The organism is Variovorax sp. GW823-FHT04F07, assembly GCF_058795995.1.
Genome location: NZ_JBXAIG010000003.1, coordinates 608,157 through 634,306 on the forward strand (window position 1 = coordinate 608,157; position 26,150 = coordinate 634,306).

Annotated in this window: 26 protein-coding genes and 1 tRNA gene; 8 read left to right on the forward strand and 19 right to left on the reverse strand. The window is 69.3% G+C overall.

The annotated features are described in order from the left end of the window. Positions 1–89 precede the first annotated feature (89 nt). Genes AC1RAA_RS18140 through rbsD form a run of 3 tightly spaced genes read left to right on the forward strand, consistent with a single transcriptional unit; the run spans position 90 to position 2,517 of the window. Entirely contained in the window at positions 90–1,169 is a 1,080-nt protein-coding gene (locus AC1RAA_RS18140; RefSeq protein WP_492730881.1) for a LacI family DNA-binding transcriptional regulator, read from the forward strand. Next, on the forward strand, positions 1,166–2,125 hold the full coding sequence (gene rbsK / locus AC1RAA_RS18145) for a ribokinase (protein ID WP_492730879.1): 960 nt from the start codon (positions 1,166–1,168) through the stop codon (positions 2,123–2,125). Before AC1RAA_RS18140 ends, rbsK begins: the two co-directional genes overlap by 4 nt. After that, entirely contained in the window at positions 2,122–2,517 is a 396-nt protein-coding gene (gene rbsD / locus AC1RAA_RS18150; protein ID WP_492730877.1) for a D-ribose pyranase, read from the forward strand. Before rbsK ends, rbsD begins: the two co-directional genes overlap by 4 nt. Positions 2,518–2,858: 341 nt before the next feature. Here the strand turns inward: rbsD and AC1RAA_RS18155 are convergent, their stop codons facing one another. Then, positions 2,859–3,743, reverse strand: coding sequence for an MOSC domain-containing protein (locus AC1RAA_RS18155; protein WP_492730875.1), 885 nt, complete (start codon positions 3,741–3,743; stop codon positions 2,859–2,861). Between the two features lie 88 nt (positions 3,744–3,831). On the opposite strand from AC1RAA_RS18155, the gene AC1RAA_RS18160 reads away from it, so the two are divergent. Genes AC1RAA_RS18160 through AC1RAA_RS18170 form a run of 3 tightly spaced genes read left to right on the forward strand, consistent with a single transcriptional unit; the run spans position 3,832 to position 7,589 of the window. Beyond that, complete coding sequence (locus AC1RAA_RS18160; protein ID WP_492730873.1) at positions 3,832–4,959, forward strand: FAD-dependent monooxygenase; 1,128 nt, start codon at positions 3,832–3,834, stop codon at positions 4,957–4,959. Between the two features lie 46 nt (positions 4,960–5,005). Further along, positions 5,006–5,725, forward strand: coding sequence for a DsbC family protein (locus tag AC1RAA_RS18165; RefSeq protein ID WP_492730871.1), 720 nt, complete (start codon positions 5,006–5,008; stop codon positions 5,723–5,725). A 4-nt stretch (positions 5,726–5,729) separates the two neighbouring features. Next, the gene (locus tag AC1RAA_RS18170; protein WP_492730869.1) at positions 5,730–7,589 is read left to right on the forward strand and encodes a M61 family metallopeptidase; all 1,860 of its coding nucleotides are present in this window, start codon (positions 5,730–5,732) and stop codon (positions 7,587–7,589) included. A gap of 10 nt (positions 7,590–7,599) precedes the next feature. Here the strand turns inward: AC1RAA_RS18170 and AC1RAA_RS18175 are convergent, their stop codons facing one another. Next, a complete protein-coding gene (locus tag AC1RAA_RS18175; RefSeq protein ID WP_492730867.1) occupies positions 7,600–8,208 on the reverse strand; it encodes a DUF2325 domain-containing protein in 609 nt (202 codons plus the stop codon). Positions 8,209–8,341: 133 nt separating this feature from the next. Between AC1RAA_RS18175 and AC1RAA_RS18180 the strand changes: the two genes are divergently transcribed. After that, positions 8,342–9,121 (forward strand): enoyl-CoA hydratase, encoded by a 780-nt coding sequence (locus AC1RAA_RS18180; protein WP_062481985.1) that lies wholly within the window; start codon positions 8,342–8,344, stop codon positions 9,119–9,121. 45 nt (positions 9,122–9,166) lie between these two features. Here the strand turns inward: AC1RAA_RS18180 and AC1RAA_RS18185 are convergent, their stop codons facing one another. Then, positions 9,167–10,447, reverse strand: coding sequence for a hypothetical protein (locus tag AC1RAA_RS18185; protein WP_492730866.1), 1,281 nt, complete (start codon positions 10,445–10,447; stop codon positions 9,167–9,169). Next, the gene (locus AC1RAA_RS18190) at positions 10,444–11,118 is read right to left on the reverse strand and encodes a sigma-70 family RNA polymerase sigma factor (protein WP_492730864.1); all 675 of its coding nucleotides are present in this window, start codon (positions 11,116–11,118) and stop codon (positions 10,444–10,446) included. Before AC1RAA_RS18190 ends, AC1RAA_RS18185 begins: the two co-directional genes overlap by 4 nt. 167 nt (positions 11,119–11,285) lie before the next feature. Between AC1RAA_RS18190 and AC1RAA_RS18195 the strand changes: the two genes are divergently transcribed. Beyond that, positions 11,286–11,362: transfer RNA gene (locus AC1RAA_RS18195), tRNA-Met, on the forward strand. A 71-nt stretch (positions 11,363–11,433) separates the two neighbouring features. Here the strand turns inward: AC1RAA_RS18195 and AC1RAA_RS18200 are convergent. The 15 genes from AC1RAA_RS18200 to AC1RAA_RS18270 form a co-directional block, all read right to left on the reverse strand. Next, the gene (locus tag AC1RAA_RS18200; protein ID WP_492730862.1) at positions 11,434–12,165 is read right to left on the reverse strand and encodes a hypothetical protein; all 732 of its coding nucleotides are present in this window, start codon (positions 12,163–12,165) and stop codon (positions 11,434–11,436) included. A gap of 282 nt (positions 12,166–12,447) precedes the next feature. After that, positions 12,448–14,913: a TolC family protein gene (locus AC1RAA_RS18205; protein WP_492730861.1), complete on the reverse strand. Its 2,466-nt coding sequence runs from the start codon at positions 14,911–14,913 to the stop codon at positions 12,448–12,450. 264 nt (positions 14,914–15,177) lie between these two features. Then, positions 15,178–15,369 carry a 2-hydroxymuconate tautomerase gene (gene thmT / locus AC1RAA_RS18210; protein ID WP_062475127.1) on the reverse strand — a complete coding sequence of 64 codons (192 nt, stop codon included), beginning with the start codon at positions 15,367–15,369 and terminating at the stop codon, positions 15,178–15,180. Between the two features lie 38 nt (positions 15,370–15,407). Then, a complete protein-coding gene (gene dmpH / locus AC1RAA_RS18215; RefSeq protein WP_369645208.1) occupies positions 15,408–16,196 on the reverse strand; it encodes a 2-oxo-3-hexenedioate decarboxylase in 789 nt (262 codons plus the stop codon). Beyond that, positions 16,193–17,266 carry a 4-hydroxy-2-oxovalerate aldolase gene (gene dmpG / locus AC1RAA_RS18220; protein ID WP_492730859.1) on the reverse strand — a complete coding sequence of 358 codons (1,074 nt, stop codon included), beginning with the start codon at positions 17,264–17,266 and terminating at the stop codon, positions 16,193–16,195. The genes dmpH and dmpG overlap by 4 nt, the downstream gene beginning before the upstream one ends. Before the next feature lie 11 nt (positions 17,267–17,277). After that, positions 17,278–18,207 carry an acetaldehyde dehydrogenase (acetylating) gene (locus tag AC1RAA_RS18225; RefSeq protein ID WP_492730857.1) on the reverse strand — a complete coding sequence of 310 codons (930 nt, stop codon included), beginning with the start codon at positions 18,205–18,207 and terminating at the stop codon, positions 17,278–17,280. A 13-nt stretch (positions 18,208–18,220) separates the two neighbouring features. After that, positions 18,221–19,003: a 2-oxopent-4-enoate hydratase gene (gene dmpE / locus AC1RAA_RS18230; RefSeq protein ID WP_492730855.1), complete on the reverse strand. Its 783-nt coding sequence runs from the start codon at positions 19,001–19,003 to the stop codon at positions 18,221–18,223. 34 nt (positions 19,004–19,037) lie between these two features. Continuing rightward, positions 19,038–19,874: an alpha/beta fold hydrolase gene (locus tag AC1RAA_RS18235; RefSeq protein ID WP_492730853.1), complete on the reverse strand. Its 837-nt coding sequence runs from the start codon at positions 19,872–19,874 to the stop codon at positions 19,038–19,040. 10 nt (positions 19,875–19,884) lie between these two features. Continuing rightward, positions 19,885–21,339: a 2-hydroxymuconic semialdehyde dehydrogenase gene (locus tag AC1RAA_RS18240; RefSeq protein WP_492730851.1), complete on the reverse strand. Its 1,455-nt coding sequence runs from the start codon at positions 21,337–21,339 to the stop codon at positions 19,885–19,887. 13 nt (positions 21,340–21,352) lie between these two features. Beyond that, the gene (locus tag AC1RAA_RS18245; protein ID WP_492730849.1) at positions 21,353–22,285 is read right to left on the reverse strand and encodes a catechol 2,3-dioxygenase; all 933 of its coding nucleotides are present in this window, start codon (positions 22,283–22,285) and stop codon (positions 21,353–21,355) included. A 31-nt stretch (positions 22,286–22,316) separates the two neighbouring features. Continuing rightward, the gene (locus AC1RAA_RS18250; RefSeq protein WP_492730847.1) at positions 22,317–22,661 is read right to left on the reverse strand and encodes a 2Fe-2S iron-sulfur cluster binding domain-containing protein; all 345 of its coding nucleotides are present in this window, start codon (positions 22,659–22,661) and stop codon (positions 22,317–22,319) included. A gap of 13 nt (positions 22,662–22,674) precedes the next feature. Next, a complete protein-coding gene (locus AC1RAA_RS18255; protein ID WP_492730845.1) occupies positions 22,675–23,733 on the reverse strand; it encodes an NADH:ubiquinone reductase (Na(+)-transporting) subunit F in 1,059 nt (352 codons plus the stop codon). A gap of 18 nt (positions 23,734–23,751) precedes the next feature. Beyond that, positions 23,752–24,114, reverse strand: coding sequence for a phenol hydroxylase subunit P4 (locus AC1RAA_RS18260; RefSeq protein WP_390348548.1), 363 nt, complete (start codon positions 24,112–24,114; stop codon positions 23,752–23,754). Between the two features lie 94 nt (positions 24,115–24,208). Further along, positions 24,209–25,792: an aromatic/alkene/methane monooxygenase hydroxylase/oxygenase subunit alpha gene (locus tag AC1RAA_RS18265; RefSeq protein WP_492730843.1), complete on the reverse strand. Its 1,584-nt coding sequence runs from the start codon at positions 25,790–25,792 to the stop codon at positions 24,209–24,211. A gap of 37 nt (positions 25,793–25,829) precedes the next feature. Continuing rightward, positions 25,830–26,126, reverse strand: coding sequence for an MmoB/DmpM family protein (locus AC1RAA_RS18270; RefSeq protein ID WP_174250302.1), 297 nt, complete (start codon positions 26,124–26,126; stop codon positions 25,830–25,832). Positions 26,127–26,150: the final 24 nt, after the last annotated feature.

Sequence of the window (26,150 nt, forward strand, 5' to 3'; positions counted from 1 at the left end):
TTTGCGCCTTGAGGGGACGCGCCTGGGCGGGCTGCTCGGCCGCGCCGGATTCATTCACACCTTCTGAGCCTCAAGGAACCCACACAACCATGGCCACCATCAAGGACGTCGCACTCCAGGCGGGCGTTTCCGTCACCACCGTGTCGCACGTCGTCAACGACACGCGCCACGTGAGCGCCAAGGTGCGCGAGCGCGTCGAGCTGGCGATCCGCGAACTGGGCTACGTGCCCAACGCGATGGCGCGCAGCCTCAAGAGCAACACCACCTCGACGCTGGGCATGCTCATTCCCAACAGCTCGAACCCCTACTTCGCCGAGATCGTGCGCATCGTGGAAGACCGCTGCTTCGGCGCCGGCTACACGCTGGTGCTGTGCAACACCGACGACGAGCCCCGGCGCCAGAGCGTGTACCTGCAGGTGCTGGCCGAGCGCCGCATCGACGGGCTCATCGTGGTGTCGACCGGCGCCGACGAAGACGACTCGCTCGCCACCCAGCTGCGCGGCCTGCGCATTCCCACCGTGCTGGTCGACCGCGAGATCGCCGACCCCGCCTGCGACCTCGTGGAAACCGCCCACATGCAGGGCGGGCTGCTCGCGGTGCGGCACCTGCTGTCGCTGGGCCACAAGCGCATCGCCTGCATCGGCGGGCCGCTGGGCGTGACCTCGAGCGAGCAGCGCATCGAAGGCTGGCGCATGGCGTTGGCGGAAACCGGCTCACCGCCGAACGCCGACGCGCTGCTGTGGCGCGGCGGCTTCACCAGCCAAGGCGGCTACGAGGCGATGCACGCCATCCTGCGCACCGAGCAGAAGCCCTCGGCCGTGTTCGTGTGCAACGACCTGATGGCCATCGGCGCGCTGCGCGCCGCGCACGAAAGCGGCGTGCGCGTGCCCGACGAACTGTCCATCGTGGGCTTCGACGACATCGAACTGTCGGCCTACACCAGCCCGCCGCTCACCACCGTGGCCCAGCCCAAGGAGCGCATCGGCGCGCTGGCGGTCGACATGCTGCTGGAGCGCATGGGCGGCAAGCGCCGCGACGCCCGCAAGGTCGTGCTGCAGCCCGAGCTGCGCGTGCGCGCCTCGACCGCGCGCCACGCGGGCTTTCGCGAAGCCGGCGTGACGCCCGCCGCTTCCCCTACCGCCACATCTTCCAAGTCCCGCACCTCGTGAGCCTTCAGCCTCTCTCTTCCTCCACGCCACCGCGCATCGTGGTGCTCGGCAGCCTGAACATGGACATCGTGCTGCGCGTGCCCCACGCGCCGGCCGCGGGCGAAACCCTGCTGGGCCGCTCGATCGACGCCATCCCCGGCGGCAAGGGCGCCAACCAGGCCGTGAGCTGCGCACGCGAAGGCGCGCAGGTGCAGATGATCGGCTGCGTGGGCGACGACGCGCATGGCGCGGCCCTGCGCGATGCGCTCGCGCGCGACGGCATCGACACCGCCGCGCTGCGCACCGTGGCGGGCGAGCCGACCGGCACGGCGCTGATCCTCGTGGAAGACAGCGGCCAGAACCGCATCGTGATGATCCCCGGCGCCAACGCGCGCGTCGCCATCGACGAGGCTTCGCTGACGCAGCAGGTGCAGGGCGCGGCCTTCCTCGTCGCGCAGTTCGAGACCCCGATGGACCAGGTGACACGCGCCATCAACGCCGCGCACGACGCGGGCTGCGCGGTGATGCTCAACCCCTCGCCGGTGCAAGCCATCGCCGAGGCGCTCTGGCCCCGCATCGACACGCTGGTGGTCAACGAGATCGAGGCGCAGACCCTGTCGGGCCAGAACGCCGACAGCCCCGAAGAAGCCGCGCAGGCCGGCCAGGCACTGCGCGCGCGGGGCATCGCCCGCGTGGTCGTGACGCTGGGTTCGCGCGGCGCCGTGGCGGTCGACGCCGACGGTGCGCGCCACCATCCCGCGCCGAAGGTGCAGGCGGTCGACACCACCGCCGCCGGCGACACCTTCCTGGGCGCGCTCGCCGTGGCGCTGGGCGAAGGCCAGTCCTTCGACGAGGCCGTGCGCCTGGGCATCCGCGCCGCGGCGCTGTGCATCCAGCAGCCCGGCGCCCAACCCTCCATCCCGCTGCGCGACGCCGTGCTGCGCAGCCCCCTGCCCCCCGACTGGATCACGCTGTGAAACGCTCCCCCCTGCTGCACGCCGAACTCTCCCACGTGATCGCCTCGATGGGCCACGGCGACATGCTGGTGATCGGCGACGCCGGCCTGCCCATTCCCGACGGCCCGCGCCGCATCGACCTGGCCGTGGCGCGGGGTGTGCCGGGGATCAGCGATGTGCTGAAGGCGGTGCTGTCCGAGATGCAGGTCGAGGCCATCGTCGTGGCCGACGAAGCGCTGCAAGGCGATGCGAAGGCGCTGCCAGACTGGTACCCGCAGACGCTGGGCATCGCACCGCAGACGGTGCCGCACGAAGAATTCAAGCGCCGCAGCGCGAAGGCTCGCGCCATCGTGCGCACGGGCGAATGCACGCCCTACGCGAACATCATCCTGATCGCCGGCGTGAAGTTCTGAGGCTCTGAGCGACTGCCCACGGTCTGTCTGGGGTCAGATCGGGCATTGTTCGGGGCGCGCTCCCGCCGACGGGGCACCTTGCTCCGCGAATGTCCTCCGGCCTTCGGCCTCCCCCTTGATTTCGCTGCGCAAGGCACCCCATCAGCGTGAGCGTTGTTCGCAGCGGTCGTTGATCGTCCGCAAACGCAGAGCGTGCCCTCGTGCGCAGGGCATCGGGTGCTCCCCGCAGCGAAATCAAGGAGGAGGCCGCAGGCCGGGGGACATTCGCGGAGGGGAGTACCCGGTGTCCTGTGCACGCACCCCGAGTTGACCGCACGCCGCTCAGGCGCGCGCCATGCCCTTCACTCGAAGCGGTAGTTCGCGCCCACCACCTGCCCCACCTTGAGCATGTGCTCCACGCCCCGCACCACGATGCAGTTCATGCCGAAGGTGATGCCGCCATCCACGCGCGCGTCGGCGCGGTAGGTGCGCAGCATGTCGCCAACCTCGGGGCTGCTGAGCGCGGTGGCCGGGTCGATGTCGGGAATGGGGCAGCGCGTGCAGGGCTTGACCGGGCGCAGCTCGGCCTCGCCTTCGCCGGTGGTGACGTGCAGCGCGTCGACCCGGTCTTCGTCGTGCGACTCGATGCCGGCCAGCACGATGTTCGGGCGGAAGCGCTCGATGCCGACCGGGCCGTGGCCGGCCGCCGCCAGGCGCTCGTTGAGCTCGGCGATCGAGCCTTCGCTGGCCACCAGCAGCGGAAAGCCGTCGGCGAACTGGTTCAGTGCCTCGACGCCGTCGGTCCACTTCAGGCTCGACAGGCGCTGGTGCTCGGGGTCGAAGCGCACCAGGCGCAGCGTCTGCGGCTTGCCGGGCTCGGAAAGAAAGTCGCTGAACCACTGGGCGGCGATGTCGCCCATGTCGTAGGCCGCGACTTCGTCCTTCCACACGCGCACGCGCACCGGCTGCTCGACGCGGTCGAAGGCCAGGTGCAGCGCCAGCATGCCGGGCGCGCGCAGCACGACCTCGGTGTGCTTCATCTGCGGCTGGATGAGCGCCATGCGCGGCAGCTGCCGCTGGGTGACGAACTCGCCCTGCGCGTCGACCACCATCCAGGCGCGGTCGAACTCCAGGCCGGTTTCGGTGAGCAGCATCTCGTCGAGCTCGACGCCGGCACACGACTTGACGGGGTACACGAACAGGCGGGCGATGGTGGCCTGGAGATCGAAAGCGGGCGGCTGCGACACGGTGGGGGGTTCCTTTGAAATCGCCGGCCATTCTCCTGCATGAACGGGTATCGGCGCCCGCGCGCGAGGCAACTCCTACAATCATCCGATGGCCCTTTCTCCCGAAGTTTGTATCCGCGGCGCCGGCATCGTCGGCCGCACGCTGGCGCTGCTGCTGGCGCGCGAACGCGTGCGTGTCGCGCTGGTGGTGCCGCCGGCCCCGCCGGGCAAGGAAGACATCCGGGCGTACGCGCTCAACGCGGCGTCCCGCACCATGCTCGAATCGCTGCGCGCCTGGCCCGACACGGCCCATGCCACGCCGGTGCACGAGATGCAGGTGCATGGCGACGACGGCGGCCGCGTGCAGTTCAGCGCCGCGCGCCAGAAGGTCGAGGCCCTGGCCTGGATCGTCGACGTGCCCGCGCTCGAGCAGCAGCTGGCCGACGCGGTGCGCTTCCAGCCCCTGATCGACGTGGTGACCGAGCCCGTGGCCGCGCCGCTCACGGTGGTGTGCGAAGGCAAGGCCAGCGCCTCGCGCGCGGCGCTGGGCGTGAGCTACGAGGTCACGCGCTACCCGCAACACGCCATTGCCGCGCGGCTCGAGGCCGCGCACACGCACGACGGCATCGCACGCCAGTGGTTCAACGACCGCGGCGAGGTGTTCGCCCTGCTGCCGCTGGGCGGCGTGCACGGCAAGACGCTGGCGCTGGTGTGGTCGGTCGACCAGCTGCGCGTGCCCGAGCTGGTCGCGCAAGGCGTCGACGAATTCAGCGCCGCCGTGAGCGAGGCCAGCCACGGCGAGCTGGGCTCGCTGCGGCTCACGAGCGAACGCGCCGTGTGGCCGCTGTCGCGCGCCATCGCCGACCGCTGGTCCGGCACGATGCCCGGCCAGCCCACCCAGTCCTGGGTGCTCGCGGGCGACGCCGCGCACACGGTGCATCCGCTGGCGGGCCAGGGCCTGAACCTCGGCCTGGCCGATGCGGCCGCGCTGGCCGACGTGATCCGCACCCGCGACTACTGGCGCAGCGTGGGCGACGCCCGGCTGCTGCGCCGCTACGAACGCGCCCGCCGCGCCGACGTGCTGCAGATGAGCCTGGCCACCGACGGATTGCAGCAACTTTTCTCGCACAACCTGGGTCCACTGCCTGCGTTGCGCAACTGGGGCATGCGCGGTTTCGACCGCACGCGCTTCGTGAAGCACTGGATCACCGCACAAGCCATGGGCCTGAAGGCCTGACGCCCCGCGCCCACCAGCCCTCCACCTTTTTCCCGAAACCTTCCCGATGACCTTCGTCCGCCACCTTCTCGTCGCCGCCTGCGCGCTGCTCACGCTCTCCACCGCCGGCGCGGGCGAGGCCGAGATCCGCAAGAACCTGCCGACGCACATCCCGCAACTGCCGGCCATCGAGGAAGTCACCAAGACGCCCGTGCCGGGCCTGTACGAAGTGCGCGTCAACGGCAGCCAGATCCTGTACACCGACGAGCAAGGCGGCTACCTGTTGCAGGGCAGCCTGATCGACGCCAAGACCCGCCGCAACCTCACCGAGGAACGCGTCGAGAAGCTCACCGCCGTCGCCTTCGACAAGCTGCCGCTGAAAGACGCGATCAAGATCGTGCGCGGCAACGGCAAGCGCAAGGTCGCGGTCTTCGAAGACCCGAACTGCGGCTACTGCAAGCGCTTCGAGAAGGACATGAAGAAGGTCGACAACGTGACCGTCTACATGTTCCTGTACCCCGTGCTCGGCCCGGATTCGACCGCCAAGTCGCGCGACATCTGGTGCAGCAAGGACCCGGGCAAGGCCTGGGCCGACTGGATGGAAGGCAACGTCAAGCCCGCCGCCGCCGCCGCCAGCTGCAACGTGACGGCGCTGGAGCGCAACGTGGAGTTCGGCCGCAAGTACAACATCACCGGCACGCCCACGCTGATCTTCACCGACGGCAGCCGCGTCCCGGGCGCCATTCCCGCCGAGCAGGTCGAGAAGCAGCTCGCCGCTGCCAACTGATCCGATGGCGACGACCTCCGCTTCCCGGCGCGCAGCCGCGGCTGCAACCGCCACGCCCGCCGTGCATTGCCGCGTCGAGTGCGCCGACCTGCATGCGCGCCTGTTCGCCGTCACGCTGACCATCGCCGCGCCCGCCGCGCAGCAGCGCGTGGCGCTGCCGGTGTGGATTCCGGGCAGCTATCTCGTGCGCGAGTTCGCCAAGAACCTGCAGGGCCTGCGCGCCACGCAGGGCCGCCGCAAGCCGGTGCTGACGCAGCTCGACAAATGCGGCTGGCAGATCGACTGCGTGCCGGGCCAGCCGCTGGTGCTGCACTACCAAGTGTGCGCCTACGACAACTCGGTGCGCACCGCCTGGCTCGACGCCACGCGCGGCTTCTTCAACGGCACCAGCGTCTGCCTGCGTGTCGAAGGCCAGACCGAGGCGCCGCACGCCCTGGAAATCGTGCCGCCCGCGCTGCCGGCCGACGCCGCGCGCTGGTCGTGCGCCACCGCGCTCGTGCCGACGAAGACCGACAAGCACGGCTTCGGCAGCTACCGCGCCGCCGGCTACGACGAACTGGCCGACAGCCCGGTCGAGATGGGCGCCTTCTGGAGCGCCGAGTTCGACGCCTGCGGCGTGCCGCACCGCTTCGTGATCGCGGGCGCCGCGGCCTCGTTCGACGGCGATCGCCTCATTGCCGACACCAAAGCGATCTGCGAAGCCGAGATCCGCTTCTGGCACGGCGACAAGGCGGGAAAGCGCGGCGGCCCGAAGCTGCCGATCGACCGCTACGTGTTCATGCTCAATGCGGTGGACGACGGCTACGGCGGGCTCGAGCACCTCCATTCCACCGCGCTCATCTGCAACCGCCGCGACCTGCCGCTGCGCGGCGAAAAGAAGAAGCAGCCCGAGGGCTACACCACGCTGCTGGGCCTCATCAGCCACGAGTACTTCCACACCTGGAACGTCAAGCGCATGCGCCCGGCGGAGTTCGCGAGCTACGACTACAGCCGCGAGAACTACACGCAGCTGCTGTGGTTCTTCGAGGGCTTCACGAGCTACTACGACGACCTGCTGCTGCGCCGCGCCGGCCGCATCGACGACGCGGCCTACCTGCGCCTGCTCAACAAGACCATCAACCAGGTGCTGCAGACGCCCGGCCGGCTGGTGCAGCCGGTGGCCGACGCGAGCTTCGACGCCTGGGTCAAGTACTACCGCCAGGACGAACAGACGCCCAACAGCACCGTCAGCTACTACACCAAGGGTGCGCTGGTGGCGCTGTGCTTCGACCTCACGCTGCGCCAGGAAGGCAAGGGCACGCTCGACGACGTGATGCGCCACCTCTGGACGCACAGCAACGGCGGCCCGATCAGCGAGGCCGACATTGCCGCCGCGCTCGACGCCGTGGGCGGACGCTCGTACGCCCCCGAGCTCGCGCGCTGGGTGCATTCGACCGATGAACTCCCGCTGGCCGACCTGCTGCGCGCCCACGGCGTGGCCACGCTCGACGACCCCTCGCAACCCGCGCAGGCGCTCGGCTTGCGCGTGGCCGAAACTGGCGGCAGCGTGCAGATCAAGGTGGTGCTGCGCGGCGGCGCCGCCGAAAAGGCCGGCTTCTCGGCCAACGACGAATGGCTCGGTATCGAGTTGCCGGCCGTCGGTGGTCGCGGCAAGGGTGCGTCGCAACCCGCGCAGGCCTGGCGCCTCACGAAGCTCGACGACCTGGCGCTGTACCTTGGCGATGCCACCAAATGCACCGCCCTCGTCGCGCGCGACCGCCGGCTGCTGCGCCTGCCGCTCACGCTGCCGACAGGCTCGACCACGTGGCGGCTGTTCTCGCACGACGCGGCCAAGATCACGGCCTGGCTCGCCGCCAAGCCTTGATTTCTTCCGTTCAGGCCAGGTGATCGACGGCCGCCGCCAGCGGCGGCCGCACGAACAGCATCGGCTGCGGCTCGCCCACCAGCACGCAGGGCTTGCCGGTGCGGCGGCAGTGGTCCTGCACGCGCCAGTAGGCGCCGTGGCTGACGCAGCCGGTCTGGCAGATCACGAGGTCGGCGGCGCGCAGGCCCGCCTCGAGCGCCGTGGGGTCGTCGGCCTCGTCGCCGCCGTCGTGGTGCAGGTAGTGGCCACCGGCAATCTCCACGAGCTGGCGCGCCAGCGAAGGCGCCTCTTGCGCCGCTTCCGAACGGCCGACGCACAGCACCGACTTGGCCCGCAGGTCGGCCGGCACCTGCGGCCCCGGCGGCAGGGCGTGGTGGCGCCGGCCGCCCGGCGCCAGCAGCGCATGCAGGCGCTGGGGCAAGGCAGTGCCCTTGGCCGCGCGCGCCGCCAGCTCTTCGCGCACGATGGCAATCGCCGAGTCGCGCGCCACCAGCGCACCGCGCAGCCGCACGATCTGCGCCTCGAGCCGCTCGACCCGGGCGGCCTGCTCCATCAGCAGGCGCGAGCAACGCTCCTGCACCCGGGCATAGGCCCGCAGCAACACGGCATGTTCTTGCATCGGGAAGTCCATGGCGGCCATTCTAGATGAGAACAATTCTCAAATGAAACACCCGCGCGTCAGCGGGCCCGAAGCCATGCTCGGTATAGTGGGACGCGTTTTTTTCCCCACCTCCCCCGGAGACAGCGACACCATGAGCTACGAAAACATCGACGTGCGGACCGAAGCAGGCAAGGTCGGCATCATCACCCTCAACCGCCCCAAGGCCCTCAATGCGCTGAACGACGCGCTGATGACCGAGCTGGGCCAGGCGCTCAAGGCCTTCGACGCCGACGACGCCATCGGCTGCATCATCCTCACGGGCAGCGAGCGCGCCTTCGCGGCCGGCGCCGACATCGCGGCGATGGCCAAGTACAGCTTCATCGACACCTACAAGGGCGACTACATCACGCGCAACTGGGAAACCATCCGCTCGATCCGCAAGCCGGTGATCGCGGCCGTGAGCGGCTTCGCGCTGGGCGGCGGCTGCGAACTCGCGATGATGTGCGACTTCATCATCGCGGCCGACAACGCCAAGTTCGGCCAGCCCGAAATCAAGATCGGCGTGATCCCCGGCGCTGGCGGCACGCAGCGCCTGCCGCGCGCGGTGGGCAAGAGCAAGGCCATGGACATGGCGCTCACCGCCCGCATGATGGACGCCGCCGAAGCCGAGCGCGCGGGCCTCGTGAGCCGCGTGGTGCCTTTTGAAAAGCTGGCCGACGAGGCGCTGGGCGCTGCGCTGATCATCGCGGGCTTCTCGCAGATCGCCGTGATGGCGGCCAAGGAATCGGTCAACCGCGCCTTCGAGAGCGGCCTGAGCGACGGCGTGATGTTCGAACGCCGCCTGTTCCACGCGCTGTTCGCCACGCAGGACCAGAAGGAAGGCATGGACGCCTTCCTGGCCAAGCGCCAGCCGGATTTCAAGAACGCCTGATCAGGCTGATCGTCGCGGGCCCGGCGGCCGCAGCAGCGGTTGCCGTCAGCGGGCTCGCAACAGCGCCGTGCGCAGCGCCTCGAGCGCCTGCGCCGGCGGCGTGCCGATGGATGCGGGGCCGCCCGGCTGCGGCGTCCACCGCACCTGGTCACCCGCGATCTCGAGCACGGCCAGCAACGCGCCGTCGCGCCGCAGTTCGATGCGCGCCTCGACCGGCGCACCCCATTCCCCGCCCGCCACGGTGGCCGCGCGCGCCACGGTGTTCACCAGCGCCGCGAGGCCTTCGGTGTCGCCGCGCGCCTGGCGCGTGGTGGCGCCGGCGCGCGTGATGTCGAGGGTGGTCCAGCGGTCCAGTGCGGTGAAGCCGCCGCTCACCACGGCTTCGGTGGCCGCGCGCGGCGCCGCCTTGGCGGCGGCCGACGGAGCCGGCGCGGCTTGCACGGGAGCGGCCCGACGCTGCATGCCGGCGACATTCGCGCTGGCACCGCCTTGCGCGGCAAGCGACGGGGCCGTGTCTGCGGACTCGCGCTGCATCGGCGCTGGCGCTGCAGGCGCTGCAGGTGCTACGGCCGGCGCCGGCGGTGCGGCTGCGTAGGGCATCGGACTCTGACCGACATCGGCCATGGGCGGCGCGGCCGGCATGGGCGCGGACGCGATGGCCGGTGCGGCGGGTGCAGGCGCAGTCACGGGCGCCGGGGCTTGCACCACCGGGGCCGCGGGCGCCGCCTTTTCCATCGCCCGTGCTTCGTCCTTCTGGACCGACGCCGCCGCCGCAGGGGCTTCGCGCCGCCGCGACGCTTCACGCGTTTCCTGCGTCTCGCGCTGCTTCAGGGTTTCTTTCGCATCGCGCGCCGCTTCGCGGCGCTGCGCAGCGGGCGGTGTCATGTCCGCCGTTGCGGCCGGTTCAGCGGCTGGCGCAGGCGCTGCGGCCACTGCCGGTGCTTCGGCGGATTGCGCAGGCGCAGGCGGTGCCGACGCCGGCGCGGGCGCCCCGGCCACTTGCGCCTCGCCATCGAGCCGCGCGTCGGGCACCGGCTCGCGATGCCACAGCACGGTGACGAAAGTCGCCACGAGCACGGTCACGAAGGCCGCGTTCCACGGCATGCGCGAACGCGGACTGCCGCCGCCGAACAGGCGTCGCCACCACGGCGCGGCCTGCACCGCAGGGCCGGCCGCCGGCGCGGAGGCCGCGGCGAGGTTGTGCGCCATCTTCAGGATCGCCTCGCGCGTGTGGGCCGCGGGCACGGCGTCGCGGTCGGGCGCGTGGTCCAGCGCGCGACGCAGCCGCGGGTCGTGCAGATCGTCGTCGTCCATACCGGTGCTCATGCCCGCTGCTCCAGCACCGACAGGTAGCGTTCCATGCAGCCGCGCAGCTTCTGCAGCCCGTAGCGCAGGCGGCTGCGCACGGTCTCGAAGCCGATCTCCAGCCGGGCCGCGAGCGCGTCGACGGTCAGGCCGTCTTCATGGTGCAAGAGAAAAGCCGCGCGTTGCTCGGCCGGCAGTTCGTCCAGGCAGGCCAGCAGCCGACGCCCGGCGGCACGCCAGAACGCCAGCTCTTCGGCCGACGGATGCGCCGACAAGTCGGTGGCCCCGTGCACGCCGCGGTCAAGCGCGGGCACCGCGTCGCCGTCGTCGTCCGTTGCATGGCCATCGAGCGTCACCTCGCGCCCGCTCACGCGCAGGCGGTCCATCGCGAGGTTGTGCGCGATGGTGAAGGCCCAGGTGCGCCAGGTGGCGCCCTGCGGCGAGAAGCTGCCGCGCGCCGAGATGATCCGCACCCAGGTGTCCTGGAACACCTCGTCGGCCTGCGCGGCCAGCCGCGCGCCGAGCAGGCGCTTGACGAAGCGGAACAGGCCGCCTTCGTGGCGTGCGTAGAGCACGTCGAAGGCGGCGGCGTCGCCGTGGGCGTAGGCCAGCATCAACTGATCGTCGGGCATGGCGTCGCGCTCGGTGGCGGTGCGGGCAGCAGCAGAAGGGGCGCGTGGCAGCGCAGACATCGCAGGATTGTCACCCGAGCTTGTACGGCGCACGGAGGCGATCGGGGTTAAGTCGCGATGCGATCCGACGCATTCGATCGCAGAAAAATCGAGCTGAAAACGCCGGGAGTTGAACTGGGCCCAAAGCCTGGGCTATAATTTTGGGCTCGGTGCTGAATTGCACTGACGGCTCTTTAGCTCAGTCGGTTAGAGCGATGGAATCATAATCCACAGGTCCGCGGTTCGAGTCCGTGAAGAGCCACCAACACAGCCTCCCCGCCCCGGCGGAATGGCTCAAAAAGCCCTAAGTTTTCAACGACTTAGGGCTTTTTTCGTTCAGGCGTTCGGTGCCGTTTCGCCCACCGGCACCCGGTCCAGCCGGAACGCCTCGGGCTCGCAGTGCACCAGGCGCCAGCCGTGGGCGCCGTGCAGCTGCAGTTCGTCCATCACGTCCGTCAGCGTGCCGATGAGTTCGTTGCCCCAGAACCTGCGCGCGCCGCGCACGGGGTTGAGCATCTGCCGCAGCCGCGGAATCGACAGCACGCGCTCCGCGTTGAAGAAGAACTCCAGCGCCAGGTCGAAGGTGACCGGGTCGACGCGCTGCGTGCGGCCCGGGAAGCTCACGCTGCGGTCCATCGGCTGGAAGCTGTAGGCGCCCCACACGAGCGGCGCCGGCATCGCGCACGCCAGGCCGCGCGTTCGGAGCGACAGCAGGATGGAGCGATAGAAGTCGTCGAACGCCGGTGCCGCCGCGGGCGGGCGCCCCCGCAGGTGCCGCGTGGGCGCGGGCGCCTCCTGCGCCAGTGGAACGACTTTCGTCCCCATCAACGACAGCACGTCCGGCGCCTCCTCGCTCGCTGCCTCGGGCACGTCGGCCAGGAACAGCAGGTTCAGGCGGTCGCCCAGCGTCGCCAGTTCGTCGATGCTGGTGAACACCAGCGGCGCCACGCCCAGTGCGCGCAGCACGCGCCGCGCGTACTCGCGCTCGCGCAGCGCATGGCCGAGCACGCCGATGCGTCGGGCGGGGCGCGCCAGGGGCTCCGAAGGTGCAGCGAAGAAGCGGCTCATGCGGGCGCCCCTTCACAGTCCGCTGCGGCAACAACATGCCCGAGGCAATGCTTTCGGGGGCTCGGGCCGCGGTTCGCGACCCCGGTGATCAGGACCGGCATGGGTGCTCGAAATTCTCAAAAGAATGAATGAAGCCGCGTCCGCTGCGCCCGCGCTTCATGCCGCATGCGATGCGGCACAAGGCAGCGGGCCCACTGAGGCAACCCGGCGCTCACCCATCCTAGGAAGGCCCGCACGGCCCGTACATAGGACTGTTCCGAAAAGCCGCGCCTTTCGCGCCCCTCAGAGCACCTTTGCGCCGCGCAGCCAGTCCAGCAGCATGGCCGAGTCGGCGCGCATGCGCAGGTCGGCGGCCTCGGCGTCGAAGCGCGTCGTCACCTGGGCCGACTGGTTGTTGTAGTGATCGCTCTCGGCGGTGAGCACGTCCAGCAGCGTGCGCTTGCCCAGGTGGTACCACTGCTCGTAGAAGATCTTGCGCACGCGGTCGGTTTCCTGGATCAGCTCGGTGTACTCGCCGGCACGGCTGGCCGCCGCGTCGCGCTGCTCGGCCGAGGTGCGCAGCCGGTAGGCCAGGTCGCGCGCCGAGGCCTCGGCCTTTTCCTCGCCGGCCGCCGCGCGCTCGAAGGCCGCGCGTTCCGACGCGCGCCCCGAGCCGCCCTGGAACGCGTTCCACTGCAGCGACAGGCCCGTGGACCACGGCTGCTTGTTGCCCGCCGAATCTTCCTGCGTGCTCTTGCCGACCACCCAGTTCAGCTGCGGCAGGCGCCCGGCCTTCACCGACTCCGCATACAGGCCCGCGGCCTTCGCCTCGGCCCGCGCCTGCTGCATCGCCGGATGCTCGGCGCCGGCAATCAAGGCGTCCTGCAGCGCGACCGGGCGGATCTCCCATGCCAGGTCGGCCGGCCACTGCACCTCTTCGCCGACCAGCTTCACGAGGTTGACCTGCACCTCGCGCAGCTTGGCCACGATGGTGTCGCGGCCGGTCACGGCCTGCAGGCGGCGTGCGCGCGCCTGCGTGAGTTCGCTGGCGCGGCCGCGGTCGCTCTGCACGATCTGGCTCAGCATGTCGACCAGCTCTTCCATGCGCTTCACATAGCCCTGGCTGGCCTCGAGCGCCGCCTGGTGGCGCCGCTGTTCGAGCAGCGCCGACACGGTGTCGTAGGCGATCTTCTGGCGCACCTGCTGCGCCGCCTGGTAGGCCGCCTTCGAGGTCTCGGTGCGGCTGTCGATGGTGGCGCTCAGGCGCCCCCAGTCGTACACCGGCGTGGTGATCGCGAGGTTGATGGAATGGTCGCCCTCCTTCAGGTCGGTCGACGGCGTGAAGGTCCAGGCGCCGTTCTCGTCCACTTCGGTGGTGCCGATCACGGTGTCACCGTCCTTGATGACGATGGTGTCGCCCGGCGTGCCTTCGCCATGGAACTCGGGCTGGCGGTCGTCGGTGACGCCACCCGGCTTGATGGGGCCCTGGTACTCGCCCATGTTGTCGTTGGCGCCGCCCACCTGGGGCTGCGCGGGCGGGGTGATGTCGACGACGAATTCGAACGGGTCGGAGGGCTTGCTCTCGTTGCCCGCGGGGTCGCGCTCGACGATGGTGATGGAGTGCTCGCCCTCGCTCAGGTCGGTCGGCGGCGTGAAGGTCCACACGCCGTTCCCGTCCACTTCGACGCGGCCGATTTCCTTGCCGTGGTCCAGCACGATGATGGTGTCGCCCGGCGTGCCCTGGCCGTCGAAATCGGGGCGCTGGTCGTCCGTCGCGCCGCCCGGGGGCACGCGGCCCTTGATGGGGCCCACGTCGTCGATGACGGCGCCGGGGCCTTCGCTGCTGCCGCCGTTCCACTCGGGCTTGGTCGGTGGCGTGGTGTCGACGGCGAACTCGAACGGATCCGAAGGCTCGCCTTCACGGCCGGCCGGATCGCTCTCGGTGATGGTGATGGAATGGTTGCCCTCGCTCAGGTCCTTCGGTGGCGTGAAGTGCCACGCGCCGTTGCCGTCCACAAGGGTCTTGCCGATTTCTTTGCCGTTGTCGTACATGGTGATGGTATTGCCGGGGGTGCCGGTTCCGAAAAAATCTGGGCGCGTGTCGTCGGTCTGGCCGCCGGGTTGGATCTGGCCCTTGATGGGGCCGACGTCGTCGTAGGCACCGCCGATGCCGTCGAAGCCGGGCTTGCCGGGGGGACGCACGTCGGGCGGGGGCATCACGGGCGGAAGGCTCGGCGCGGTATCGCCGTCGCTGCCGCTGGCCGCGGCAATGGCGCCGAGGCCGAGCGCGGCCAGGCCGCCGGTCATCAGCAGGGGCAGCATGCCGCCGAAGAAATCGTTGCCACCGGCCGCTTCGGTGCCGGCCAGGTACGGCGCACCCGCGCCGTACGAATCGCCGCCCAGCGCCACGGGCGCCGACTGGCCTTCGGCCAGCGCGTAGATGTCGCCCGCGCCATCGGTGCGCGCGTAGGCGTACAGCTGGCCGTCCTCGGCCACGCCGTACAGGCCCACGGGTTCCGACTGCGCGTAGTAGCCCTCGAGCACCAGGCCCGGGCTCGTCTCGCCTTCGAGCGTGATCTGCAGGTCGTTGCCCACGCGCGTGAGCGTCACGTTCTCGGGCGCAAAACCGTCGTCGCCCTTGAGCAGGTACTTCGCACCCTTCTGGACCTTGATGCGGACCGGCGCCTTGCCGTTCGCTGCCGCTTCCACCGTGTGATCGATGTTCCTGCCGTTGCTGTTGACGACGACCTTCGTCTTCTTCGTTGCCATGTGATTCCTAGTGCTTGCTGAATGAAAAACGGGACCGCAGCGGCACGCGCACGCGCGGCGCCAGCTCATACGGTTTGTTGACCGATGACTTTAGGAAGACGGTCCCGTTCCATCCATCGGACGAGTCCGAAAGCGGGTGCGACAAACATAGGCACAGGGCGAAACTGTGAACAAAGCCCCCAGGAGTTCGTACAAAGCACAAGGCCCTCGCGAGTCAGCGACTCGCAAGGGCCTTGAAGAAGACAGCGCGGCAGCGCGAAGCGGTCAGCGTCCGAGGTCTTTGGCGGACACGCCGCCGATGCCCCAGTTTTCCTTGGGCATGTCGTGCAGCCACACGCGCACGTTCTCCTTCGGCGCGTCGACGGCCTCGACGATGGCGCGGGTCACTTTCTCGATCAGCGCGCGCTTCTGTTCTTCGGTGCGGCCTTCGATGAGGTAGATCTGTGCAAAGGGCATCGTGTACTCCTGTTCGGTGCTTCAGTGCTTGATGCAGATCAGACGAAGCGCAGGCCCACGCTGCCCATGCCCTGCACCTTCAGCGTGACGGCATCGCCCGCCTGCACGGCCACGGCCTCGGTGATGCCGCCCGACAGGATCAGCGTGCCCGCCGGAATCTCCTCGCCGCGCGCGCCCAGGTGGTTGGCCAGCATCGCAATGGCCGCGGCCGGGTGGCCGAGCACGGCGGCGCCCGCGCCGAAGGCCACGGGCTGGCCGTTCTTCTCGAGCACGATGCCCACGGTGCGCAGGTCGACCTCGCTCGCGGGCACGGCGCGCCCGCCCACCACGAAGCGCGAGGCGGAGGTGTTGTCGGCCACCACGCTCTTCAAGTCGAACTTGAAGTCGCGGTAGCGGCTGTCGATCACCTCGATGCCCGGCAGCACGAAGTCGGTGGCCGCGAGCACGGCGCCGATGTGGCAGCCCGGGCCGCTGAGCGCGCGCTTGGTGACGAACGCGATCTCGGGCTCGACCTTCGGGTGGATGAGCTCGCTCACCTTGCATTCGCCGCCCTCGGGCAGCGCGTAGTTGTCGGCCATGAAGCCGAAGACCGGCGTGGTCACGCCCATCTGCTTCATCTTGGCGTGCGAGGTGAGCCCGGCCTTCAGCCCAATGATGCGGTGGCCGCGCGCGAGCTTGCGGCGGCGGATCTCGTTCTGGATGGCGTAGGCGTCGTCCCAGTCCATTTCGGGATGCTCGTCGGTGATCTTGGGCGTGTCGCGCGCCTCGAGCTCGCAGGTCTCCAGGTGCTCGGCGAGCGCGGCGATGGTGTCTTGGCTGAGCTTCATGCCGCCACTCCTTCCTGTTGTTGCTGCACGGCCTGGCGTGCGCGGGCCAGCGTGATGGCCGTGTCTTCGATCATGTCTTCCTGCCCGCCGACCATGCCGCGCAGGCCCAGCTCCACCAGGATCTCGCGCGCGGGCACGCCGTACTTCTTCTCTGCGCGCTTGGCGAACAGCAGGAAGCTCGAGTACACGCCCGCGTAGCCCAGCGTGAGCGAGTCGCGGTCGACGCGGATCATGTGGTCCATGATCGGCACGACGCGGTCCTCGGCCACGTCCTGGATGCGGAACACATCGACGCCGGTCTCGATGCCCATGCGGTCGCACACCGCCACGAACACCTCCATCGGCGTGTTGCCCGCGCCCGCGCCCAGGCCTGCGGCGGCGGCGTCGATGCGGTTGGCGCCGGCCGCAACGGCCGCGACCGAATTGGCCACGCCCATCGCGAGGTTGTGATGGCCATGAAAGCCCAGCTCGGTGTCGGCCTGGAGCGCCGCGCGCACCGCGCCGATGCGCGCCGTGACATCGTCCGGCAGCATGTGGCCGGCCGAGTCGGTCACGTAGATGCAGTTGGCGCCGTAGCCTTCCATGAGCAGCGCCTGGCGCACCAGCGTCTCGGGCGAGGCCATGTGGGCCATCATGAGAAAGCCCACCGTGTCCATGCCGAGCCGGCGCGCCATGGTGATGTGCTGCTCGGACACGTCGGCCTCGGTGCAGTGCGTGGCCACGCGCACGGTGTGCACGCCCAGGCCGTGCGCCATGCGCAGGTGGTCCACGGTGCCGATGCCGGGAATCAAGAGCGCCGACACCTTGGCCTGCTTCATGAGCGGGATCACGGCGCCTAAATACTCCTCGTCGGAATGCGCGGGAAAGCCGTAGTTGACCGAGCTGCCGCCCAGGCCGTCGCCGTGCGTCACTTCGATCAGCGGCACGCCCGCTTCGTCGAGCCCGCTGGCGATGTGCGTCATCTGTTCGAGCGTCATCAGGTGGCGCTTGGGGTGCATGCCGTCGCGCAGCGTCATGTCGTGCAGGGTGACGCGGCGGCCCTGCAGGTGGGTGTTCGTGGGGGTGGTCATGGGGGTTGCTCCTAGGCCACGGCGGGCTCGGTTTGCGGGAGGCTGGCGAGCATCGCTTCGGCGAACATTTCGGCCGTGCGCGCCGCGGCGGCGGTCATGATGTCGAGGTTGCCGGCGTACTTGGGCAGGTAGTCGCCCAGGCCTTCCACCTCCAGGTAGATCGACACGCGGTGACCGTCGAACACCGGCCCGTTCACGAGCTTGTAGCCCGGCACGTACTTGCGCACCTCGGCGATCATCTCGTGCACCGAGGCCGTGATGCGCGCCTCGTCGGGCGCGCCTTCGGTGAGGCAGTGCACCGTGTCGCGCATGATCAGCGGCGGCTCGGCCGGGTTGACGATGATGATCGCCTTGCCCTTGGCCGCGCCGCCCACGCGCTCGACCGCACCGGCCGTGGTGCGCGTGAACTCGTCGATGTTCTTGCGCGTGCCCGGGCCGACCGAACGGCTCGACACGGTGGCCACGATCTCGCCGTAGGCCACGGGCTGCACGCGCGACACGGCCGCCACCATCGGGATGGTGGCCTGCCCGCCGCAGGTGACCATGTTGACGTTGGCCGGCCGCGCACCGCCTTCCATCAGCAGGCTCTTGAGGTTGACCGGCGGCACGCAGAACGGGCCGATGGCCGCGGGCGTGAGGTCGATCATCAGCACGCCCAGCGCGTTGAGCTTGGCGCTGTTCTCGGCATGCACGTAGGCGCTGGTGGCGTCGAACGCAATCTGCACGCCGTCGGCCTGCACATGTGGCAGCAGACCGTCCACGCCCTCGGCCGTGGTCTTCAGGCCCATCTCGCGGGCACGCTTCAGGCCGTCGGATTCGGGGTCGATGCCCACCATCCACACGGGTTCGAGCACCGGGCTGCGCTGCAGCTTGGCGAGCAGGTCGGTGCCGATGTTGCCGGGGCCGATCAGCGCGCACTTGATCCTGGTTGTTGTCGTCATGGGGTTGTCTCCTTCAGTGGAAGCGCACCGAGCAGCCGCCGAGGCCGCCGATCGAGACGCGGAAGTTGTCGCCGGCCTTGGCGGGGAACATCGCTGCGAGCGCGCCCGACAAAATCACCTCGCCCGCCTTGAGCCCGATGCCCAGCGCGCCCAGCGTGTTGGCCAGCCACGCGACCGCATTCACCGGCGAGCCGAGCGCAGCGGCGCCCGCGCCGGTGGCGATGATTTCGCCGCTCTTCTCGAGCACCATGCCGCAGGTGGCCAGGTCGAGGCGGCGCGGATCGACCGCGTGGTCGCCCAGCACGAACACGCCGCAGGAGGCGTTGTCGGCCACGGTGTCGGCGATCTGGATCTTCCAGTCGCGGATGCGCGAATCGACGATCTCGAAACAGGGCATCACGCACTCGGTGGCGGCCAGCACGTCGGCGTTGCCGATGCCGGGGCCCATGAGGTCGCGCTTGAGCAGGAAGGCGATCTCGCCCTCGGCCTTGGGCTGGATGAGCGTGGTGCTGTCGATCGACTCGCCCTCGCCGACGACCATGCCGTCGAGCAGGTAGCCGAAGTCGGGCTGGAACACGCCCAGCATGTTCATCACGGCGCGCGAGGTGACGCCGATCTTCTTGCCGACGATGCGCTCGCCGGCGTCGAGGCGGCGCGCGATCATGCGCTGCTGGATGCCGTAGGCGTCGGCGATGGTGATGCCTTCGTGCCGGCTGGTGAGCGGCTCCACGACGCTGCGCTCGCGCAGCGCGTCGTAGAGCTCGTCGCCGAGCCGCTGGATGAGGGTGGGGTCCATGGTGGGTTCTGTCCTTTGCTCTGTCTCGGGTGAATCAATCAATCGGTCGATCGGCTTCGTTCAGGAAGTCGCCGACCAGGCGGGCGAAGCGCGCGCTGTGCTCGATCTGCGTCCAGTGGCCGCAGCGGCCGAACACATGCAGCTGACTGCGGGGAATCCACTGGCTCAGCGTGAGCGAGGTGGCCAGCGGGATCACCTGGTCTTCGCGGCCGTGGATCAGCAGCGTCTCGTGCGGCAGCGCACGAATGGCGGCCTCCGGGCTCGCCATGGCATCGACCCAGCGCTGGCGCGGCGCCGGGAACATCGCGCCGAAGGTCTCCTGGAAACCGGGCCGCATGCTGGCCTCGTAGCGCAGCTGCGCGAGCTCGTCGGTGACGAGGGCGCGGTCGAACGCGAACACGTCCATGATCCGGCGCATGTTCGCGAACGAGGGCGTGTAGCCCCACACGGCGTCGAGCCCCGGCGTGATCGCGAAGGGCACGCCCACGCTGCCCATGAGCACCAGCCGGCGCACGCGGTGCGGCGCGCGGATGGCCAGCGCCAATGCCAGCGCACCGCCGAAGGAGTTGCCCACCACGTCGGCGCGTTCGATGTCGAGCGCGTCGAGCAGGTCGAGCGCCTGCTGCACCCAGGCGTCCATCGTGTAGGCCGCGCCGGGCACGCGCTCGGTGAAGCCGAAGCCGGCCATGTCGGGCGCGATCACGCGGCGCGTCTGCGCGAGCACCGGCAGCACCAGCCGCCAATTGGCCCACGCGCTCACGCCCGGGCCCGAGCCGTGGATGAAGAGCACCGGCGCGCCCTCGCCCAGGTCGTGGACGTTGGTGTGGAAGGCGCCGGTGCGCACGCTGTTCGCGATTTCGGGGTTGCTCACCGCCGGGCCCTCACAGCTTGATGCAGACGTTGCGAAGTTCTGTGTAGAACTCGAGCGAATGCACGCCGCCTTCCCGCCCGATGCCCGACGACTTGGCGCCGCCGAACGCGGTGCGCAAATCGCGCAGGAACCAGCTGTTGACCCAGCAGATGCCGACCTGCACCTGCTTGGCCACGCGGTGGGCGCGGCCCAGGTTCTCGGTCCACACGGTGGTCGCCAGGCCGTAGTCGGTGGCGTTGGCCAGCGCGATGGCTTCTTCCTCGGTGTCGAAGGGCGCGATGTGGCAGCAGGGGCCGAAGATTTCCTCGCGGATCACCGAGGCCGTCTCGGGCAGGCCGGTCCAGATGGTGGGCTGCACCCAGTGGCCCTCGGCCAGCGCGCCGGACATCGACGGCACGCCGCCGCCGGTGACGACGGTGGCACCTTCCTTCACGGCCTTCGCGTAGTACGACAGCACCTTCTGCTGGTGCTCGCGCGAGATCAGCGGGCCGATGCCCACGCCCGCTTCCTCCGACGGGCCCGGCTTGAGCGCCTCGGCCTTGGCCTTGAGCGCCGCGACGAACCTGTCGAAGATCGGCCGCTGCACGTAGACGCGCTCGGTGCCCAGGCAGACCTGGCCGCAGTTCTCGAAGGCCGAGCGCGTGATGCCGGCCACGGCCTTGTCGAAATCGGCGTCGGCGAACACGATGCCGGCGTTCTTGCCGCCGAGTTCGAAGGACACGGGCCGCACGCCCTTGGCGGCCGCGCCCATGATGGCCTCGCCGGTGCGCGTCTCGCCGGTGAAGGTGATGCCGTCCACGCCCGGGTGCGTGGTGAGGAACTCGCCGGCCGAGTCGGGCCCGAAGCCGTGCACCACGTTGTAGACGCCCGGCGGGATGCCGACCGCGTTCATCACCTCGCCCAGCAGCGTGGCGGTGGCCGGCGTTTCTTCCGAAGGCTTGACCACCACCGTGTTGCCGCAGGCCAGCGCGGGCCCGACCTTCCAGGTCATGAGCAGCAGGGGCAGGTTCCACGGGCACACGACGCCGATCACGCCCAGCGGCGAGCGCACGGCGTAGTTCAGCGCCTGCCCGCCGTCGGGCGTGGCCATCTCGAAGCTCTCGGTGGGCACGTTCTTCACGATGTCGGCAAACACCTTGAAGTTGGCCGCGCCACGCGGGATGTCGACGTGCGAGGCCAGCGCGTGCGGCTTGCCGGTGTCGGCCATCTCGGCGGCCAGGAAGTCGTCGAAGCGCCGGTTGATCTCGTCGGCCACGGCATGCAGCAGCTCGACGCGGCGCGCGACGCTCATGCGGCCCCACTCGCCGTTGAGGGCTGCACGCGCGGCGCGCACGGCCGCATCGACCTCGCTGCGACCGGCCTCGTGGACCTTGCCGATGACGCGGTTGTCCACCGGCGCGCGGTTGTCGAAGGTCTTCGTCGTGGCGACGAACTCGCCGCCGATGAAGTTCATGAACTGTTTCATCGCACCGTCTCCTTCAGGTCACCACGCTCAGGAAGTTCTCGTTGAGCTTGCGGTCGTGATAGAAGATCGCGCGCCCGAGTTCGTCGTCGGTCCACACCAGCGGCGGCTTGTCGGGGTAGAAGATGTAGCCGCCCGAGAACACCTCGTTGCGGTTGCCGCTCGGGTCGAAGAAGTAGATGGTTTCGCCGCGCGTGATGCCGTGGCGCGTGGGGCCGATGTCGAGCGACACGCGCTTCTTGGTGATGATGTCGGCCGCCTTGAGCACCTCGCCCCAGTTGTCGAGCAGGAACGACGCGTGGTGGAACTTGTTCTTCTCTGGGTGGCGGATGAACGCGATGTCGTGCGGCTTGGTCGAGCAGGTGAGAAAGGCCGCGATGTACATGCGCTCGGGGCCGGCCACCACGCTCTCGGCGAGCTGGAAGCCCAGCACCTCGGTGAACAGCTTCATGGTGCCGTCGAGGTCGTCGCCGTACAGCAGGCAGTGGTCGAAGCGCGAGGGCGCCATGCCCTTGAGGTCGTCGGGATAGACCTCGGGGTTTTCATACGGCATGCCGTTGCCGACCTTCTCCTTCTCGGCGAAGAGCTCGATGGCGTGGCCGGTGGGCACGGTGAAGCGAAAACGCTTGCCGGTGCGCAGGTGCTCGCCGGCGGCGATCCATTGCGTGTCGGTGGCCAGGCCGCTGGCCTTGAGGTCGGCGGCAAGCTTGTCGAGCGTGGCGGGAGAATCGACGCGAAAGCCCATGAAGTCCATGCCGGCCTCGTCGGCTTCGCGCAGCACGACGCTGTGGTGGTCGTGCTCGTCCCAGGCCTTGAGGTAGATGCGGCCCTGCGCATCGCGCCCGGTTTCGATCAGGCCCAGCACGTCGCGGTAGTGCGTGAGGGCGGCCCCGAGGTCGAGCACGCGCAGTTGCACGTGTCCGGGGCGAATGACGCCAGTGAGTGCCATGGAAGTCTCCTTTGGTGGGTGAGGGAAAAGTTCAGGTGGGGGAACGGGGAACGGCGGGCTGCGGCGCGGCCAGGCGCCGCTCGATGCAGCGCGCCAGCTTCTCGACGGCGCGCAGGGCCAGGTCGCTCTGCGGGTACGCGCGGCAGGCCAGCACGTAGCCCTGGGCTTCTTCTTCGGCGCTGACGTGGCAGCGGCTCATGCGCTCGCGGCGCACGGCGCCCGACTCGATGCGCACCTTGCACACGCCGCAGCCGCCGCCGCGGCAGCCGACCGGGATGCCCTTGCGGCCGAGCTGCTCCATGCCGCCGAGCAAGGTCTGGTCGGCGCGGCATACGTAGTGCTCGTGGGTGTTGCCGATGGCGACGGAAAAGCGCATGACCGGCTCCACGTCACAGTGCCTTGAACAGCGGGCTGCGCGGCGCTGCAGAGGCCGCATCGGCGGCGGTGAAGAATTTCTCGGTGTAGATGTCGCGCTCGAACAGCCGCCCCTGCATCAGCGTGGCGATGCAGGCCTCGGTCATCGGCGGCGGCCCGCACAGGTAGGCCTTGTGGCCGCGGAAGTCGTTCGCGAAATGGGCCTTCAGCGCCTCGTGCGCAAAGCCGCGCGCCCCATGCCAGTCGCTGCCGGCCGGCAGGTCGGACAGCACGGGCACGTAGGTGAAGTTGGGGTGCCGCTCGGCGAGCTGCTCGAAGAGCTCGCGGTAGTACAGCTCTTCGGTGTTGCGCGCGCCCTGCACCAGCGTGATCGGCAAGGTGCAGCCTTCGGCCAGCAGGTCGAGCACCATCGACTTCGGGCTCGACAGGCCCGAGCCGCCAGCCACGAAGATCATCGGCAGGCCGGCCGACTTGCGCACGAAGAAGCGGCCGTTGGGCGCGGTGAAGCGCAGGTGCTGGCCCAGCTGCAGTTCGTCGTGCAGCCAGCCGGTGGCGCGGCCGTGGGGCACGCGGCGGATGTGCAGCTCGACGAGGTGGTCGTCGGGTGCGTTGGCGATCGAGAAGGCGCGTGCGCCCTCCACGCCCGGCACGTGCAGCATCACGTACTGGCCGGCCTGGAACGGCGCCGGCCGGTCGGTGCGCAGCCACAGGCCGCGGATGGTGGGCGTGAGCATGCGGGCCTGGACCAGCTCGGCGTCGAAGTCTTCCAGCGGCAGGAACTGCGCGTCGGGGTCTTCGTCGATCTCGGCCTCGATGACCAGGTCGGCCTGCGCCATCGCGCAGCACGCGAGGATCTTGCCGTCGTCGCGCTCGAAGTCCATGAGCGCGAAGTTGGAGGCGTCGCCGTGCTCGCATTCGCCTTCGAGCACCTGCACCTTGCAGGTGCCGCACACGCCGTGGCCGCAGGCGTGCGGCAGCCACACGCCGGCGCGCAGGCAGGCGTCGAGCACGGTCTGCCCGTCGCGCGCCGCCACGACCTGGCCGAGCGGCTCGATCATGATCTGGAAGCTCATGGCAAGGCCCTCCGGTACTCAGCTGAACGAGCCGTCGATGCCCGTGAGCCCGGGCGTGCGAAAGCGCAGCGCCGACTTGTGGACCAGGCCGTTGTCGGCCAGCGACTTCGACGCGTCGGGCGCGAAGGGCTTGCCGGAGTCGAACCATTCGACCTTCGACCAGTCGACCTTTTCGAAGTCGGGGTGGCTGCCGTACACGCCGGGCAGCACGTCGCTGACGAGCGCGCCGAAGGGCATGGCCGCGGGCAGCGGCAGGCACACGGGGGCGCAGAAGAGCAGGTGGTCTTCCCAGCCGATGTAGAGCAGGCGGTTGCCATGGAAGCGGTCTTCGCTGTCCATGACGGTGCCGGTGTAGCCGGGGGCGAGTGCAACAACAGACATGTCGGTCTCCTTGTTTCGGGGTGAGCGCCGCCCGCGCCGTGCGTGGGGCACGGCGGGAGCGCGGGGTCGATGAGGGGTGGTGGGGCCTGGGTGCTCAGGCCACCTTGGGCTCGGCCGCCGACAGGTCCTGCCCTGTCCAGCGTTCCCAGTTGGCCTTGTCGGGCGAGGTGTTGAACTCGCCGTTGTCGGCGCCGACGTTGATGTGGTAGTAGTCCAGCACGGCCGCCAGCGGGTTGAAGCCTTCCACCGTCGGGTCGGTGCCCTCGGGGAAGCAGTTGCCCTGGTAGATCTGGTGCACCGGCAGCCAGGCCTGCACGTACTTCTCGGGCTCGCCGTCGAACACGTCCTTGCAGCCGTCGGAGCAGAAGTGGTACTTCATGCCGTGGTAGCTGCTCTCGCGGTAGCAGATCTTGGTCGGGTCGTCGGGCTCGGTGAAGGCCATCGGGATCTGGCAGGTCTGGCACAGCATGGGCAGCGTGTTGTTGAACCAGCGCTTGCCCTGCTTCTCCTGCTCGGCCAGCCACTCGAAGCGCGGGCGGTACAGGGTGTCGAAGGTCTCGGGGTACTTCTCGGCCAGCCAGCTCATCTCGTCGGGCTTGGGTGCCCAGACGTTGAAGTTGGCGGCGTGGCCGTAGTTGTTGAAGATGGCCCAGGCCTCGTGCGAGATGCGGCTCTTTTCCTTCGAGGCCACCTCGTGGTACTTGGGCATGCGGATGCCGTAGCGCGCCAGGTCCTCGAACAGCGCGCCGCCGTTCTTCTCGAAATACATCTCCCAGGCCTCGGACCAGCTCATGACGCGCTTGGGCAGCATGTAGTCCATCATCATCGCCACCAGCGTGAGCAGTCGGTAGCCGCGCCAGAACCACTTGTCGACCCACTTCTGCACGATGGGCACGTTGTCCGGGTCCTGCTCGAGGATGAACTTCACCACCTCCAGGCCCAGCGTCATGTGGCGCGACTCGTCGCTCTGCGCCGAGAAGCCGAAGGTGACGGTGGCCATGTCGCCGTTGTAGGCGGCGCCGCTCATGAAGGGCATGAACAGCAGGTTGGTCAGCACGTACTCGAAGGAGAACGAGATGGCGGTGATGAACTCGAAGGGCCCCGCGCTCATCGCGTCTTCGAAGTAACTCTTGGGCACCGACAGGTACCACACCCGGTCGTGCATGTGCTGCGGGTCGTGCAGGCCGTTGAAGTACTTGTTGAAGTGGCTGATGGTGTGGAACTGCGTCTGCGCATGGCGCAGCTCGTCGATCGACTGCATCTGGCAGGCCACGCGCGCGCCCACGCCGCGCAGCGAGCGCCCGGCCATGGCATAGCCGCGATGCGCCGCGTACTCCAGCGGCGAGACGCCGGTGAGGAACAGCTTGAGCGTGTTCAGGTAGCGCGGGTCGCTGATGTTGAACTGGCCGTTGTTCTGCTGGAACGCATCGATGATGGCGTAGAGTTTTTTCTCCTTCTCGCCCTGGAACTTCCAGTAGGCGTCCATCGTGAGGCGGAACGGGTCTTCCCACTTATCCCAGTCGTGGATCTTGATGCCCTCGAACTTGTCGAAGGGAAACACGTCGTCCATCGACTGGTAGGTGGTCTCCCAGCCGAGGCCGCGCGTCATCATGGCGTAGCGTTCCTTCAGGCCGAGGCGCGGGGTCGTGGAGGTCTTTGCTGCTGCTTGGGTGGTCATGGCGTGGTCCTTGGTCGTGGTCCGGTGGGGGCTGGGCTCAGGCGCCCCAATGGAGGGTGAATTCGTCGTCGGTTTCTTCGATGCTTCCGGACAGCGAGATCAGGCTCAGGTGCAGTTCCTGCAGGTCCCAGCGGCGCCCGACCAGGGCTTCGACGCTCTCGCGGCGGATCACGAGGCGGCCGGGCGCATCGATCTTCACCATCGCGGGGTACTCGGTGACGGTGGCCCCGGGGTTGTCGGCCACGATGGCCTCGACGATGGCGCGCGCGGCCTCGCCGGTCTGCAGCGCGATGAAGACGGGCGGTCGGGACACTTCGGCGGTGGCGGTGGTCATGGGGTGGTCTCCTTGGTTCGATCG

Bases quoted from the DNA above. Each gene is read 5' to 3' on its own strand.
- AC1RAA_RS18140 (WP_492730881.1), top strand. From the start codon at position 90: ATGGCCACCATCAAGGACGTCGCACTCCAGGCGGGCGTTTCCGTCACC.
- AC1RAA_RS18160 (WP_492730873.1), top strand. From the start codon at position 3,832: ATGGCCCTTTCTCCCGAAGTTTGTATCCGCGGCGCCGGCATCGTCGGC.
- AC1RAA_RS18165 (WP_492730871.1), top strand. From the start codon at position 5,006: ATGACCTTCGTCCGCCACCTTCTCGTCGCCGCCTGCGCGCTGCTCACG.
- AC1RAA_RS18170 (WP_492730869.1), top strand. From the start codon at position 5,730: ATGGCGACGACCTCCGCTTCCCGGCGCGCAGCCGCGGCTGCAACCGCC.
- AC1RAA_RS18175 (WP_492730867.1), bottom strand. From the start codon at position 8,208: ATGCAAGAACATGCCGTGTTGCTGCGGGCCTATGCCCGGGTGCAGGAG.
- AC1RAA_RS18180 (WP_062481985.1), top strand. From the start codon at position 8,342: ATGAGCTACGAAAACATCGACGTGCGGACCGAAGCAGGCAAGGTCGGC.
- AC1RAA_RS18185 (WP_492730866.1), bottom strand. From the start codon at position 10,447: ATGAGCACCGGTATGGACGACGACGATCTGCACGACCCGCGGCTGCGT.
- AC1RAA_RS18190 (WP_492730864.1), bottom strand. From the start codon at position 11,118: ATGTCTGCGCTGCCACGCGCCCCTTCTGCTGCTGCCCGCACCGCCACC.
- AC1RAA_RS18200 (WP_492730862.1), bottom strand. From the start codon at position 12,165: ATGAGCCGCTTCTTCGCTGCACCTTCGGAGCCCCTGGCGCGCCCCGCC.
- AC1RAA_RS18205 (WP_492730861.1), bottom strand. From the start codon at position 14,913: ATGGCAACGAAGAAGACGAAGGTCGTCGTCAACAGCAACGGCAGGAAC.
- thmT (WP_062475127.1), bottom strand. From the start codon at position 15,369: ATGCCCTTTGCACAGATCTACCTCATCGAAGGCCGCACCGAAGAACAG.
- dmpH (WP_369645208.1), bottom strand. From the start codon at position 16,196: ATGAAGCTCAGCCAAGACACCATCGCCGCGCTCGCCGAGCACCTGGAG.
- dmpG (WP_492730859.1), bottom strand. From the start codon at position 17,266: ATGACCACCCCCACGAACACCCACCTGCAGGGCCGCCGCGTCACCCTG.
- AC1RAA_RS18225 (WP_492730857.1), bottom strand. From the start codon at position 18,207: ATGACGACAACAACCAGGATCAAGTGCGCGCTGATCGGCCCCGGCAAC.
- dmpE (WP_492730855.1), bottom strand. From the start codon at position 19,003: ATGGACCCCACCCTCATCCAGCGGCTCGGCGACGAGCTCTACGACGCG.
- AC1RAA_RS18240 (WP_492730851.1), bottom strand. From the start codon at position 21,339: ATGAAACAGTTCATGAACTTCATCGGCGGCGAGTTCGTCGCCACGACG.
- AC1RAA_RS18245 (WP_492730849.1), bottom strand. From the start codon at position 22,285: ATGGCACTCACTGGCGTCATTCGCCCCGGACACGTGCAACTGCGCGTG.
- AC1RAA_RS18250 (WP_492730847.1), bottom strand. From the start codon at position 22,661: ATGCGCTTTTCCGTCGCCATCGGCAACACCCACGAGCACTACGTATGC.
- AC1RAA_RS18255 (WP_492730845.1), bottom strand. From the start codon at position 23,733: ATGAGCTTCCAGATCATGATCGAGCCGCTCGGCCAGGTCGTGGCGGCG.
- AC1RAA_RS18260 (WP_390348548.1), bottom strand. From the start codon at position 24,114: ATGTCTGTTGTTGCACTCGCCCCCGGCTACACCGGCACCGTCATGGAC.
- AC1RAA_RS18265 (WP_492730843.1), bottom strand. From the start codon at position 25,792: ATGACCACCCAAGCAGCAGCAAAGACCTCCACGACCCCGCGCCTCGGC.
- AC1RAA_RS18270 (WP_174250302.1), bottom strand. From the start codon at position 26,126: ATGACCACCGCCACCGCCGAAGTGTCCCGACCGCCCGTCTTCATCGCG.